This is a genomic window from uncultured Bacteroides sp. (assembly GCF_902491285.1).
GTDB lineage: Bacteria > Bacteroidota > Bacteroidia > Bacteroidales > Bacteroidaceae > Bacteroides.
In genome coordinates, this window is record NZ_CABUHK010000037.1 from 36,316 (window position 1) to 50,780 (window position 14,465).

Annotated in this window: 12 protein-coding genes and 1 tRNA gene; 4 read left to right on the forward strand and 9 right to left on the reverse strand. The window is 43.4% G+C overall.

Features of this window, described 5'->3' with window-relative positions; translation table 11 throughout:
- Positions 1–11: 11 nt before the first annotated feature.
- The 5 genes from RDN93_RS11325 to RDN93_RS11345 form a co-directional block, all read right to left on the reverse strand.
- Positions 12–2,255: a RelA/SpoT family protein gene (locus tag RDN93_RS11325; protein WP_308745633.1), complete on the reverse strand. Its 2,244-nt coding sequence runs from the start codon at positions 2,253–2,255 to the stop codon at positions 12–14.
- Positions 2,256–2,327: 72 nt separating this feature from the next.
- Complete coding sequence (locus RDN93_RS11330) at positions 2,328–3,623, reverse strand: transglycosylase SLT domain-containing protein (protein WP_308745634.1); 1,296 nt, start codon at positions 3,621–3,623, stop codon at positions 2,328–2,330.
- A 34-nt stretch (positions 3,624–3,657) separates the two neighbouring features.
- The gene (locus tag RDN93_RS11335) at positions 3,658–4,542 is read right to left on the reverse strand and encodes a DUF5683 domain-containing protein (protein WP_308745635.1); all 885 of its coding nucleotides are present in this window, start codon (positions 4,540–4,542) and stop codon (positions 3,658–3,660) included.
- Positions 4,543–5,433: a ParB/RepB/Spo0J family partition protein gene (locus tag RDN93_RS11340; protein ID WP_308745636.1), complete on the reverse strand. Its 891-nt coding sequence runs from the start codon at positions 5,431–5,433 to the stop codon at positions 4,543–4,545. It abuts the gene before it with no gap.
- Positions 5,434–5,444: 11 nt separating this feature from the next.
- Entirely contained in the window at positions 5,445–6,209 is a 765-nt protein-coding gene (locus tag RDN93_RS11345; RefSeq protein WP_022138067.1) for a ParA family protein, read from the reverse strand.
- Between the two features lie 355 nt (positions 6,210–6,564).
- Here RDN93_RS11345 and surE point away from each other — a divergent pair, with 355 nt between their 5' ends.
- From surE to RDN93_RS11360, 3 genes are all read left to right on the forward strand, one after another.
- A complete protein-coding gene (surE, locus tag RDN93_RS11350; protein ID WP_308745637.1) occupies positions 6,565–7,335 on the forward strand; it encodes a 5'/3'-nucleotidase SurE in 771 nt (256 codons plus the stop codon).
- Positions 7,332–8,468, forward strand: coding sequence for a lipid-A-disaccharide synthase (gene lpxB, locus RDN93_RS11355; protein ID WP_308745638.1), 1,137 nt, complete (start codon positions 7,332–7,334; stop codon positions 8,466–8,468). The genes surE and lpxB overlap by 4 nt, the downstream gene beginning before the upstream one ends.
- 92 nt (positions 8,469–8,560) lie before the next feature.
- Positions 8,561–9,331: a NigD-like protein gene (locus tag RDN93_RS11360; RefSeq protein WP_308745639.1), complete on the forward strand. Its 771-nt coding sequence runs from the start codon at positions 8,561–8,563 to the stop codon at positions 9,329–9,331.
- A 107-nt stretch (positions 9,332–9,438) separates the two neighbouring features.
- Here RDN93_RS11360 and RDN93_RS11365 read toward each other — a convergent pair whose 3' ends face one another.
- Genes RDN93_RS11365 through rsfS form a run of 3 tightly spaced genes read right to left on the reverse strand, consistent with a single transcriptional unit; the run spans position 9,439 to position 12,816 of the window.
- A complete protein-coding gene (locus RDN93_RS11365) occupies positions 9,439–10,281 on the reverse strand; it encodes a phosphatidate cytidylyltransferase (RefSeq protein WP_308745640.1) in 843 nt (280 codons plus the stop codon).
- A 36-nt stretch (positions 10,282–10,317) separates the two neighbouring features.
- Positions 10,318–12,453 (reverse strand): ATP-dependent zinc metalloprotease FtsH, encoded by a 2,136-nt coding sequence (gene ftsH / locus RDN93_RS11370; RefSeq protein ID WP_374047400.1) that lies wholly within the window; start codon positions 12,451–12,453, stop codon positions 10,318–10,320.
- A gap of 3 nt (positions 12,454–12,456) precedes the next feature.
- Positions 12,457–12,816, reverse strand: a complete 360-nt coding sequence (rsfS, locus tag RDN93_RS11375) for a ribosome silencing factor (protein WP_308745641.1) — start codon at positions 12,814–12,816, stop codon at positions 12,457–12,459.
- A 264-nt stretch (positions 12,817–13,080) separates the two neighbouring features.
- Between rsfS and RDN93_RS11380 the strand changes: the two genes are divergently transcribed.
- Positions 13,081–13,151 (forward strand) — tRNA-Gln (locus RDN93_RS11380).
- 187 nt (positions 13,152–13,338) lie between these two features.
- Here RDN93_RS11380 and RDN93_RS11385 read toward each other — a convergent pair.
- On the reverse strand, positions 13,339–14,465 hold a 1,127-nt coding region (locus RDN93_RS11385), incomplete at its 5' end, for a DUF349 domain-containing protein (protein WP_308745642.1).

The following is a 14,465-nucleotide window of genomic DNA, read 5'->3' on the forward strand; positions in this document are numbered from 1 at the left end:
TACTGATTTTATTATTCTTCCACACGGCTTACCTGCTTGATATTCTGAATCTTTTTCAGGTTGTTGCAGATTGTTTTCACATCTTCCACATCGTGTACCCATAATTGTATTTTACCTTCAAAGATACCATCCTCGGTCTCTATGGTCAGCTTGCGGATGTTTACATTGAGCTGTCTAGAGATGACTTGAGTCACTTCATTCAGAAGTCCCATACTGTCTATTCCTTTTATATATATATAGACAAGGAAAGAAAGCTCTTTATGTGTATCCCATTCTGTTGCCAGGATACGATTGCCATAACTGCTTTTCAGTTTGGCAGCAACGGGGCATTGGCGTTTATGAATAATAATCCGGTCGTTCTCGTCCACATAACCTAGCACGTCATCACCCGGAATGGGATGACAACATTCTGCCATGATATATTTCTTTTGCAGGCTTTCTTCCGTCAGTTTGAGTACTTGTTTCGGATTGATTTTTTCTTTTTCCTGCGGTTCTTTTTCTTCCTGCTGTTTGTCTTTACTGTTGCCGAAAGAGAAAGTAAGGTATTTCTTCCAGTTGCTGGTTTGCTTCTCTTTCAGTTCATTTTTGTCCGCTTCTCCCAGGATGATTGCTTTACTGCCGATAGCAGCCAGTAATTCTTCTTCATTCTTGGCATTATGCAACTTGCGTAACTTCTCGATAACGGCTTCTTCCGGACGGATTTCTTCTTTCTTCAGAAATTCACTGAGAATTTCTTCACCGATTTTCTGGTTTGCCTTGCGCTCTTTACGGAGAATTGCCGCTATCTTGGCACGGGCGCGTGCAGTGGTTGCAAATACTTCCCATTGCGGTTGTACACGCTGTGATTTGGACGTCAGTATTTCCACCTGGTCACCGCTTTGTAACTTGTGGCTTAACGGCACTAATTTATGATTCACTTTGGCGCCGATACAATGGCTGCCGATATCCGTGTGCAGGGAAAAAGCGAAGTCAAGTGCCGTTGAGTTCTGCGGCATAGTCTTCAGTTCCCCTTTTGGTGTGAATACAAATATTTCAGAAGCAAATAAGTTCAGCTTGATAGTATCCAGAAAATCGATGGCATCCGGCTGCGGATCATCTAATATTTCCTTGATGGTCTTCAGCCATTTCTCCAGCTCGCCTTCATCTTCGCTGCCGCCCCCTTCTTTATATTTCCAGTGGGCCGCAAAGCCTTGTTCGGCAACGTCGTTCATTCGTTCACTACGAATCTGAACTTCGATCCACTGTCCGTTGTTGCCCATTAAAGTAACGTGCAAGGCTTGATAACCATTCGCTTTGGGATGGCTCACCCAGTCGCGCAGGCGGTCGGGATGAGGCTTGTATATCTTGGAGATAGAAACGTAAATATCGAAACAATCGTTGAGTTCTTCTTCTATATTGCGTGGTTCAAAGATGATTCGGACAGCCAGCAAGTCATAGATTTCTTCAAAGGGCACATGCTTGGTCTGCATCTTGTTCCATATAGAGTAGATTGATTTCACACGGGCAAGTATCCGGTATTTCAATCCCATCTTGTCCAGTTGGGTGCGGATAGGAGCTGTGAAGTCATTGAAAACCTTGTCGCGTTCGGCGGCTGTGGCGTTCAGCTTCTCTTCTATTTCCGCATATTCTTCGGGATGTTCGTATTTGAAACTCAGATTTTCGAGTTCGGTCTTTATCTTGTAAAGTCCCAGTCGATTGGCTAATGGGGCATAGATATAAAGAGTCTCTCCCGCAATCTTGTATTGCTTGTTGGGCAACATGGAACCGAGGGTTCGCATATTGTGCAGGCGGTCGGCTATTTTGATAAGGATAACCCGGATATCGTTCGACATCGTGAGCAGTAACTTCTTGAAGTTCTCTGCCTGTGCCGAAGCACGGTCACCGAAGATTCCACCGGATATCTTGGTCAGCCCGTCTACAATTTGAGCAATCTTGGGACCAAAGATATTCTCGATGTCTTCCACCGTATAATCCGTATCTTCGACTACGTCATGCAACAAAGCGGCACAGATAGAAGTGGAACCAAGCCCTATTTCATTGCATACGATACTTGCCACAGCAATCGGGTGCATAATATAAGGTTCGCCCGAACGGCGTTTGATGCCTTTATGCGCTTGGTTGGCGAAGTTGAAAGCCTTCGTGATGATTTCAACTTTTTTGCGATGTTTGGTGCTGAGGTAATCATTCAGTAGTTCGTGGAACGCCTGATTGATCATCTCTTCATCAGCTATTTCTTTGGGGGTCAGATTATCCATAATTGTTATCCTTTCACTTGCTTAGTTTTGCAAAAATAAGCAAATTTCCGAACGGTGCAAGCGGGAAGCCGTTTATTTGTATATTTTCAATCGTTTTCCTGCCGCAATCTTTGTGCTGGACAGTCCGTTCCACCGCTGTATATCCTTAACTTTGACACCATATCTTCCGGCGATGGAGGACAAAGTGTCTCCACTTTTTATTGTGTGGTAGGTCAGTTTTCCTTTACCGGCTACGGCTGTTGTCGTTTTGCGTGTTGCAGGCGTGACATCTTTCACAGCCACTGTTCTACGGTTGCGGAACAATTCGTCGGCGCGGTGTGCGTAGATGGTATCTTGTTTGTCGATAAAGCTGCTGATAGCTTCGATGGGTAGTCGAAGTGTGTAAGGCTTGTTATCACCCGGAATTATAGATTTCTTATATTGCGGATTCAAACTTTTAACCTGGTCCAACGGAACATTGCAAAGATCGGCAATCTGTTCGAAGTGCAGGTTCTTGTTGACTTGCACTGTATCTGTGCTGGCCGGAATATTAGTTTCCATCGGGCAGATATTGTGGTCGCAATAATAAGTCATCACGTAGTTGGCAGCGATAAAGGCAGGTACATATCCGCGTGTTTCTTTGGGCAGGTAGTTGTAGATTTTCCAATAATCCGTTTCGCCATTGGCACGGCGGATGGCTTTGTTGATAGTGCCGGGACCGCAGTTATAAGCAGCAATCACAAGATTCCAGTCTCCGTAGATGGCATACATCTCCTTGAGGTAACGGGCAGCAGCCCATGTCGCTTTTATCGGGTCGCGACGGTCGTCTACCAGACTGTTGGATTCCAGACCATAGATTTTTCCGGTACCAATCATAAACTGCCATAGACCGGAGGCTCCTGCACGGGATACTGCCGAAGGATTCAACGCGGATTCGATAATCGGAAGATATCTCAATTCCAGCGGAAGTCCGTATGCATCCAGTGCTTCTTCGAAAATCGGCATATAGAAGTTACAAGCGCTCAGCATGAAAGAAACCTGATTGCGCAAGCGTCCCGCATACATATCAATGAATTTGCGTACAATATCATTGTAAGGCATTTCCATTATAGCCGGAATACGTGACAAACGGTCGATGTAAACAGAATCACTGAACAGGGGATTGATTTCCGCTGTACTGCAATCCTTGCCTAAGTCAATGTAATTTTTAGCTTTCCAGTCATTCAGCAGACTGTCGAGAGGGTATGTCATACTCTTAGGCAGGTCGATGCTTTCTTTGCGTTCAGTTCCATTTTCACGAATCACTACATCTACACTTTGCGCTCTTACCTGAGACGTTGCTACCAGTAAAAGGAAAATAATCGAACAATAGTTTACTAATTTCTTCATGCTTCAATAATAAGATCAATCTAAATTGTGTTTTCTAAAATCGTAATACGCATTGCAAACCAACCGACTTGCTTTTTAAACTACTGGAGCGGAACTGATTGTTGTTGTCGATAACAGCAGGTTCTACTTTCATACTCAAGTCGGGAGTTATATCGAAGTTGGATAACTCTGCATCTACATAAGCGTCGATGATAGAGATGAGATAAACTCCGATAAATGCAAATATACTGAGATCCCGGTAACGCCGGAACATATCTTTTCTTCGTTTTAATGTATTTTTCAACTGCTCCTCGTTGTAAGTTGCGTTAGGTGGCAGCAAATCTTCATAACTCTTGGTGTTCGGGTTGCTGTCCATGATGTCCAGATAAGCTTGTGAATAGTCTTTATACATCTTTCCGTTCCAACTCAAGGCATAGGCGCAACCAGCAAATCCACCGTATATAATAGGTAACTTCCAGTATTTACGGTTGTAAATCTGTCCGCCACCGGGGAATACGACTGCCAACCAGGTCGCTTTGGTCGGATTCGGGATGAAAATCTTCTTGTTGATATCCTGCACGGGCGGAACGCTGTCTGTCTTGACAACGATAGATGCCGGTTGCTCTATCTTTTTCAGTTCCTTCTTGTTGGCTGCATCCAAGCTGTCCGCTATCTGTATCTTGGCGACAGATAAACTGTCAACGGACGGAAGTGCTTTGGATGGTATGAGCCGGATAGAATCTTTCTTTAACGAATCCTGCGCAACCGGTTCACGATGCCTTCGTGCACGGGCTTTCGGCGCTTCCCGTTGCATGATGGTTGTATCTTTTTGTACTGGAGTTACACTAGATTGTGCATACACATCAATCCCTGCCACCTGTAAGAAACAGAGAAGCAGGGTGATGACGAGTAACTGATATTTTTTACTTTTTCTAGTCATTTACTTCTTTAGCGTGTCGAAGATTTCCATGATGCGTTCCAGTTCCTCTTCGTTTCCGAAAGGAATGCTGATTTTCCCTTTCCCCTTTTCGGAGCAGGTGAGTTGTACCTTGGTGTTGAAAAAGCCTGAGAGTTGCTGCTTCAGTAAGTTGAACTCTTCCGGAAGTTTGGCACGCTTCGGAGTTATTTTCCGCGTACCGCTTTTCACTGCTTCTCCTTCGCTTAATGATTTAACAATTTCTTCTACTTTACGGACTGAATATCCGTGCTCTTGTATTTCTTCGAATATTTTAACTTGTAGTTTGGGGTCGCCCAGTGAAATAAGTGCACGCGCATGCCCCATATCCAACTGCTTGTTTTGTAGAGCCATCTGTATGGGAGCCGGCAATTTCAGCAGGCGGAGGTAGTTGGCGATTGTTGTCCGGTTTTTGCCGATGCGTTCACTCAGGCGTTCCTGTGTCAGTTCGTACTGGTCGAGCAGATGCTGGTAGGCAAGTGCGATTTCTACGGCATTCAGGTCTTCGCGCTGGATATTCTCAATCAGCGCCATTTCCATCATGTTTTCGTCGTCGGCGGTGCGGATATAAGCGGGGATTGTTTTCAATCCTGCTTTTTGCGAAGCACGGTAGCGACGTTCTCCGGCGATAATTTGATATTCGTCGTCCGACACCTTGCGTAAAGTAATAGGTTGGATAATTCCAATTTCAGCAATTGAATCAGCCAGTTCCTGCAATGCTGTTTCGTCAAACTCACGGCGGGGCTGGTTGGGATTGACGGCAATCTTTGCCAACTCTATTTCATTAATGGAAGAAGACCCTTCGGTTTTCACATCATCCATCGAGAGCAAGGCGTCAAGTCCGCGTCCTAATGCATTTCTTCTTTGTGTTGCCATATCTTCTTCTTTTATTTATTTCGGTTGATAATCTCTTTAGCAAGAGCCAGGTGATTCTTGGCGCCGGTAGAGTCCGCATCGTAAAGGATGGTTGGGATACCGTAGCTGGGAGCCTCGCTCAGTTTGACATTCCGTTGCACAACAGTGTTGAACACCAATTCCTGAAAATGACGTTTCACTTCATCGTAGATTTGGTTCGCCTGACGAAGACGTGAATCGTACATCGTGAGCAGGAAACCTTCGATTTCTAAGGCCGGATTCAGTTTTGATTTGATGATTTTGATGGTGTTCAGCAGTTTGCTGATACCCTCAAGAGCAAAATACTCGGCTTGTACGGGGATAATCACAGAATCGGCTGCTGTCAGGGCATTAATAGTGATAAGTCCCAATGAAGGCGAACAGTCTATCAATATATAGTCATATTCTTTCTTCAAAGGGGTGAGTACTTCTTTCAGAATCTTTTCGCGGTTTGGGAGGTTCAGCATTTCAATCTCTGCTCCTACAAGATTGATGTGCGAAGAGATTACTTTTAAAGAATCAATTTCCGTGTCGAGGATAGCGTCCTGTACGTTGGCTCTATCAATAATACATTCATAGATAGTGCACTCCGACTGCTTGATGTCTACTCCCAGTCCGGAAGAGGCATTAGCTTGCGGGTCGGCATCTATCACGAGTACCTTTTTTTCGAGTGTAGCGAGCGAAGCTGCGAGGTTAATCGTAGTCGTTGTCTTTCCTACACCGCCTTTTTGATTGGCCAAAGCAATAATTTTTCCCATATTCTCTAAATTTATTGGCAGCGAAATAAGTGATAAATCCTTAGAGCGCCTACGAAAAAAGAGAAACTTTGCAATTTCTGTTGATAAGTCACCTGTTTTGTTAATAACTGTCGGACGAAACGGTTACCAAACTCTGTCGGGTTCTTCATCTACTATTCTCTTTCTGAGCTTGCAAATATACATATTTATATTGGATATCTATTTCTTTTTTTTGCTCGCTTGCAGAAGATTAAGATTTGTAAACGGGTGAGAATGGGGACGGAAAGATACTTTTTCATCTGAAGGAAAGAGGGTTTGGCGGTACGGCTTCTTTTTGCTACTTTTGTGCAAATATTAAAAGGAAAGGATTGAATGTATGGAAAATGAAAAGCCGTTGATACTCGTTTCGAATGACGATGGCGTAATGGCTAAAGGTATAAATGAACTGGTGAAGTTTCTTCGCCCCTTGGGGGAAATCGTTGTAATGGCTCCCGATTCTCCGCGCTCGGGAAGTGGCTGCGCGCTGACGGTGACTCAGCCTGTTCATTATCAACTTGTCAAGAAAGAAGTAGGGCTGACTGTGTATAAATGTTCGGGAACACCGACCGATTGTATCAAGTTGGCACGAAACACCGTGCTTGACCGGACGCCGGATTTGGTGGTCGGTGGGATTAATCACGGAGATAATTCGGCTACAAATGTGCATTATTCCGGTACGATGGGGGTGGTAATTGAAGGTTGTGTGAATGGAATCCCTTCCATCGGCTTCTCTTTGTGTAACCATGAACCGGATGCTGACTTTGATGCTGCCGGTCCTTATATCCGCAATATCGCTGCGATGGTATTGGAAAAAGGGCTTCCTCCTTTGACTTGTCTTAATGTGAATTTTCCGGATACTGCCGATATAAAAGGAGTGAAAGTCTGCGAACAGGCAAAGGGACGTTGGATCAACGAATGGGCTGCTTGCCCCCGTTTGACTGATTCTAATTATTTTTGGCTGACAGGTGAATTTACCGACCATGAACCCGAAAATGAGAAGAATGATCATTGGGCACTGGCTAACGGTTATGTCGCTGTCACTCCAACTACCGTTGATTTGACGGCTTATGGCTTTATGGACGAACTTAATAAATGGTTTAATAAATGAAGTATTATCTGATTGTTGGCGAAGCATCCGGCGATTTACACGCTTCACATCTGATGTCTGCTTTGAAAGAGGAAGACCCTCAAGCCGATTTCCGCTTCTTCGGGGGGGATTTGATGGCTGCTGTCGGTGGAACGATGGTGAAACATTATAAGGAATTAGCCTATATGGGATTTATTCCTGTACTGCTTCATCTGCGCACCATCTTTGCAAACATGAAGCGTTGTAAGGAGGATATTGTTTCCTGGAATCCTGATGTGGTCATCTTGGTGGATTATCCGGGATTCAACCTCGATATTGCCAAGTTTGTGCACGCCAAGACTCAGATTCCGGTTTATTATTATATTTCTCCCAAAATATGGGCTTGGAAAGAATATCGCATTAAGAATATAAAACGCGATGTGAACGAGCTTTTCTCCATTCTTCCCTTTGAAGTGGAGTTTTTCGAAGGGAAGCATCAGTTTCCTATTCATTATGTGGGAAACCCTACGGTAGATGAGGTCACTGCCTATCAGGAAGCACATCCGAAAAACTTTGCAACGTTTGTTGGAGAAAACCAACTGGAGGATAAACCGATAATTGCTCTTTTGGCGGGAAGCCGTAAACAGGAAATAAAGGATAATCTGCCGGATATGTTAAAAGCTGCTTCCGCTTTTCCTGACTATCAGCTTGTCCTGGCGGGTGCTCCTTCCATTGCTCCCGAATATTACAAGCAATACATGGGTGATACGAAAGTGAAAATCATTTTCGGACAGACATATCGCCTTTTGCAGCATGCGGATGCTGCTTTGGTTACTTCGGGTACAGCTACTCTTGAGACGGCTTTGTTCCGTGTTCCACAAGTGGTTTGTTATCATACGCCAATCGGAAAGGTTATTTCGTTTTTGAGACGTCATATTCTGACGGTGAGGTTTATCTCGTTGGTCAATCTGATTGCCGACCGCGAAGTTGTGAAAGAGTTGGTGGCCGACACGATGACCGTGAAGAATATGCAATATGAATTGAAGAATATACTTGAAAATGAGAAGTATAGAAGTCAAATGCTTAAAGAATACGAGTATATGGCAGAACGGTTGGGACCTGCCGGTGCTCCCCGTCATGCGGCACGTGAAATGCTGCGCCTGTTGAAAAAATAGCTTTCTTTTTCTGAATAAACGTAAAGCCGATGCAGTAAATGCACGGCTTTTTTATTTATAGTACAGAAGGTTAAAATAAGAAAGGAACAGATATGAAAAAAATTAAGTGGCTTTTAGGTGTTTTATTATTGGCGTTAGTGCCAATGTTGCAGTCGTGTGATGATAATGACGGCTATTCTATCGGAGATTTTAGCTGGGACTGGGCAACGGTTCGTACAACTGGTGGCGGTAGTTATTATCTGGAGGGTGACCGTTGGGGGATTATTGATCCGGTCAGTACTTCTATTCCTTGGTACAGGCCGGTAGACGGCGAACGTGTAGTGGCATTCTTCAATCCTTTATATGATGTGAAAAATGGTGTCCAGGTGAAAATGGAGGGGATTCAGGATGTGCTGACGAAAGAAGTGGAAGAGATGAAAACGATAGAAGAATCCGAAGAATTTGGAAACGATCCTATCGTGATTTATGAGGGTGATATGTGGTTGGGAGGAAAGTTCTTGAATATTATCTTCCGTCAGGATATACCTCGTTCGGAAAAACACCGTATCAGTCTTGTGCAAAACTTGATAGATACAGAAGAACCGACACCATTCAAGGTAGCAGAAGACGGTTATGTGCATTTGGAACTGCGTTATAATACGTATGATGACAAGACCGGTTATTGGGGATGGGGACGAGTTTCTTATAATCTGGCTGATTTCTATCCGACAGAGAAAGAGGGGGAAACTCCGATGAAAGGTTTTAAGGTTGCAATAAACTCAAAAGAAAATGGAGAAGGAAGAGTTATCGTACTTGACTTTGACCATCCGGTGGGTGTACCGGAGAAAGCGAAGGATGTACATTCTACTTCTTCAATCCGATAACCTCTAACTATGATTTACTGTGTGTAAAAAAGGTCGGGAGCTTCTCCGGAAGCATCCCGACCTTTACTATTTTGTGGCGACTCTGTTTTTCTGGAAGTAAAACCTGTTTAAAACCAAGTCAGGGCATACAAGTAAACTACTGCTGCCGGGATAGCCATTAGAGCACTGTCGAACCGATCAAGCATTCCGCCGTGTCCCGGAAGGATATTCCCTGAATCCTTAACGTGCAGTTGACGCTTGAATAATGATTCCGTCAAGTCTCCCCATGTACCGAATATAACGACTACTAATGCGAGTCCGGCCCATTCCGATATGGACATAAACGGAAAATAGTGGGCGAGTATAAAAGAAACTCCAATAGCTACTACTCCGCCGCCAATAGAACCTTCCCAGGATTTCTTAGGTGAAATACGTTCAAACAACCGGTGTTTGCCGATAAGTGACCCGATGCAATATGCGCCTGTGTCATTCAACCAAAGGAATATAAAGATGGACAATGGTAAAATCGGATTATAGCTCACGCTGCTATACTCCGGATCGTTATGAAATGCCAATACATTCAGCATAGCAAAAGGTAAACCGATATAAAGTTGACTGAGCATGGAATAAGCCCAGTTGAGTACCGGATTCTCCTTTTTTAAGTACAATTCGCTGATCATCATATAGAGTAGCAAAAGTACATACGGGATAAAAATCTTCGAATCGGCTGCGTCAATGCAGAAGCCCATTATTGCAAGGAATAAATAGGCTCCGCCCAGCATTGTAATCGTCTTGTTTATCTTGACTCCTTCCGCCCGCATATTCACCAACTGCCCGAACTCATAAATAGTCAGCGCACTGATAATAGTGAATAGAATACCAAAGCTGAATGAATCGTAAAGGATGCACCCCACCAAGATGGCAACGAAGAGTACACCCGTAATAGCTCGTTTTATAAAATTGTTAATCAAAATCAGCGTGTTTAAATTAGTTGGATTTTGGATAGCTTACTTTTCCTCGTTGGTTTCTGTTTTCGTAGCCGTATTTCTTTCTACGGTCACTTTCGTTCCTTCTGCAGTCACCTTCGTTCCCGTAACAGCTTTTTCTTCAGCGGTATTTTCAGCTTCCTCTTCTTTTATTTCTTGTTCTTCTTTTTTCAGCTTTTCAGCAAGTTGTCTTTCTGCTTTTGCTGCATCCTGGCTTTCTTTAGCAGCCATGATTTCTTCCGAACGAGATGCCCATGGACGTTTTCCGAAGATACGTTCGACGTCTTCCGCAAAGATTACTTCTTTGTCAATCAGTAACTGCGTCAGTTCGTTGTGTCCTTCTTTATGTTCGGATAGAATTTTCTTGGCACGTTCATACTGTTCGTTTATCATCTTCTTGACCTCTTCGTCAATTAGTTCGGCAGTCTTTTCGCTGTATGGACGGTTGAAAGAATATTCTTCATTATTATAGTAACACAAGTTCGGCAACTTGTCGCTCATGCCTAAATAAGCAATCATGCCATAGGCCTGTTTGGTAACTCTTTCCAAGTCATTCATAGCTCCTGTTGAGATACGGCCTATGAATAAATCTTCGGCTGCACGTCCACCAAGAGTTGCGCACATTTCGTCAAGCATTTGCTCTTTAGTAGTAATCTGACGCTCTTCCGGCAGATACCAGGCAGCACCCAATGCACGTCCGCGAGGAACGATTGTTACTTTTATTAATGGATTAGCATATTCCAATAGCCATGAGATAGAGGCGTGGCCTGCCTCATGCAAAGCGATGGAGCGTCTTTCGGCCTCGGTCGTAATCTTGGTTTTCTTTTCCAAACCACCAATGATACGGTCTACAGCATCCAGAAAATCCTGTTTGCCTACGAACTTCTTGCCGTGACGGGCTGCAATCAATGCCGCTTCGTTGCAGACATTGGCAATATCCGCACCGGAGAATCCCGGAGTCTGACGTGCCAGTAAATCCACGTCTACGGTATCGTCTATCTTAATCGGGCGTAAATGTACGCCGAATACTTCTTTACGTTCGTTCAGGTCGGGTAAGTCTACGTGTATCTGACGGTCGAAACGTCCGGCACGGAGCAATGCCTTATCCAATACATCCACACGGTTGGTAGCGGCAAGAATGATAACGCCACTATTAGAACCGAAACCGTCCATTTCTGTCAGCAGTTGGTTCAATGTGTTTTCGCGTTCGTCATTTCCACCCATTGCAGGGTTTTTGCCACGTGCACGTCCTACAGCATCAATTTCGTCAATAAAGACAATGCAAGGAGCTTTTTCCTTTGCTTGCTTGAACAAGTCGCGGACGCGGGATGCACCTACGCCTACAAACATTTCCACAAAATCGGAACCTGCTAAAGAGAAGAATGGCACATTCGCTTCACCGGCAACAGCCTTGGCAAGCAGTGTCTTACCGGTTCCCGGAGGGCCTACCAATAATGCGCCCTTAGGTATTTTACCACCCAAGTCTGTATATTTTTGAGGTTCTTTCAAGAATTCTACAATTTCTTCCACTTCTTGTTTGGCTTCTGCCAGGCCTGCTACATCCTTGAAAGTAATTTTGATAGAGCCGCCTTTTTCAAAAAGCTGCGCTTTGGATTTTCCTACATTGAAAACACCACCGGGACCGCCGCTGCCACCACCGCTCATGCGTCGCATAAAGAATATCCATAAAGCAACCAGCAGAACAAGCGGAAGTATCTGAATCAAGATAGCAGGGAATAGATCCGATTTAGGTGGATAATCCGATGTACCGTCAAAATTGCCGGCTTCTTTTTCTGCCTGCAGAAATTCTTCCAGTTTATCGGTGGACGGAGTTCTACTTGTAATGATAGGGTTGCGTCCTACCTTCGTAGAGTCTGCGCCAAACACAGCACCTACGGCAGTTGGCTTCAGGTATGCTTCGATTGACTTATCTTCATAACCCAATACTTTGCTGATATACCCTTTTTTAACGTAATCCTGAAACTCGCTGTAAGTAACAGCTTTGCTTCCAGCACCCTTTGAATCACTGCCCCACCAGAGGCCGAGAAGCATCAGGGCAATAATCATATACATCCAGTTCAGATTGAACTTCGGCAAATTAACCTTATTGTTAGGTTTGTTGCTATTGTTATTATTACTATTATTGTCCATAGTCATAAATTAGTCTAGATCGGGGATTTGAGTAAGTTTGGCATCTGCCCAAAGATGCTCAAGGTTGTAGAAACTTCTTGTTTCCGGTAAAAAGACATGTACCAATACATCAGAATAGTCCATCGCTACCCATTCTGCATTCCGAAGTCCGTCAACCGCAAAAGGTTTGCTGTCAGCACCTTTGCGTGTAAATTCTCTGATTGAATCTACAATGGCGCTTACTTGGCTGGGAGAGTTTCCCTGGCAGATAACGAAATATTTACAGATGGTATCTTCTATACTGGTTAAATCGGCAATAATTATGTTTTTACCTTTTTTCTCTTGAATTCCTTCTTTTATTTTTTCAATTAATACTTTAGTATCGTTCATTCCTGTAATTGAGATTAATAATTTATGTTCTCTATTTGTTTATAACAAAAAAAGGCAACCCTTTGTTTCTGATTATAAACGTGATATTTTTGACAAATATACGCTGATTTATTGGATACAAGAAAGTTATACCCCAATTTTTGTGTTTTTTAGTGGAGATACTTGCCAATAAAAAGCTAATTTTAGGATTTTAGCAAAAAAAATAGCAGAAATGTTTTGATTTCCCAAATTATTTGTATCTTTGCACCCGCAAACGAAAAGCATTGGGCTATGGTGTAATGGTAACACTACAGATTCTGGTCCTGTCATTCCTGGTTCGAATCCAGGTAGCCCAACAAATCACCAGCTTTTTAATGACAAAAACCCGCTAAAAATGCAATTTTAGCGGGTTTTATTATTTTAAACCGCATTTAAGGATGTATAATTGAATTGAAGTATTAATGGTACAAATAACAAAGACAGGTTTTATCACTCATGTAGAGACGATAAAACCTGTCTTTGTTATTGAAGTGAACAGAAAGATTACTCTTCTGCCTTTATAGACTCATCAATCACCTTGATTTTCTGCAATACCAGTTCCAGATCCGCTTTCAACTTATCCACCTTGCGGTTCAATTCTGTAAGCAGGCTGCTTCCTTTCTTGGAAGTAGAAGTAAGGAAGCCCAGATTGTTTTCATAAGTCTGAAGTTCATTCTTCATATTCTCATAAGCACGCATCAGTTTTTCACGCTCTCTGTACAGAGATTGAGAACCGCTGCCTTGTATATTGCTGATATTCGAGCGGAAGCTACTCAACTTCTTGTTGGAAGCGCTGATATTGAAACGGTCAAAGAGTTGATCGATTATGTCATGATATTGCTTGTACAGTTTATCTTTCTCTTTGAATGGTACATGACCGATAGAGTTCCACTCTTTCATTAAATCACGTACGAGTGTGCTGGCTTCTTCGGTATCCATATTTTCATCAATAGCGGATAATTTTTCAATCAACACCTTCTTTTTCTCCATATTCTCTATTTCAACAGAGCGTTGGGAAGAAGTAGCTTTGTTCTTTTGTTCAAAGAAATAGTCGCAAGCCGAGATGAAACGTTTCCAGACAGCATCCGAATGTTTCTTGGATACCGGACCGATGGTTTTCCATTCTTTTTGGAGTTTGGTCAGTGCATCGGCGGTTGCTTTCCAGTCAGTGCTGTCTTTCAGAGCTTCCGCTTTTTCGCAGAGTGCTTTCTTCTTTTCCAGATTTTCGTTCATTCCTTCTTTCAGGCTCTTGAAGAATTCTCCTTTTTTCTTGAAGAAATCATCGCAGGCATGGCGGAAACGCTCGAAGATTTTCACATTCATTTTTTGCGGAGCAAAACCGATGGTCTTCCATTTGTTCTGTAAGGCAATAACTTCCTGAGTCTTGTTTTCCCAAGCCGAGAATGTTTTCAGTTCGTTGTACTCTATCGCTTCCACGATTTCGCAGATAACGGTCTTCTGGTCCAGATTATGCTGTTCCGCTTCCTTCAAGGATTCAAAGTGTTGCTGATGACGGCGGTTGACAGCAGTGGATGCAGCTTTAAAACGATTCCAGATTTCATCGCGCAACTCTTTCGCTACCGGACCCGTATCACGAAATTCCTGATGCAACTTCTGAAGTTGGTGGAAAG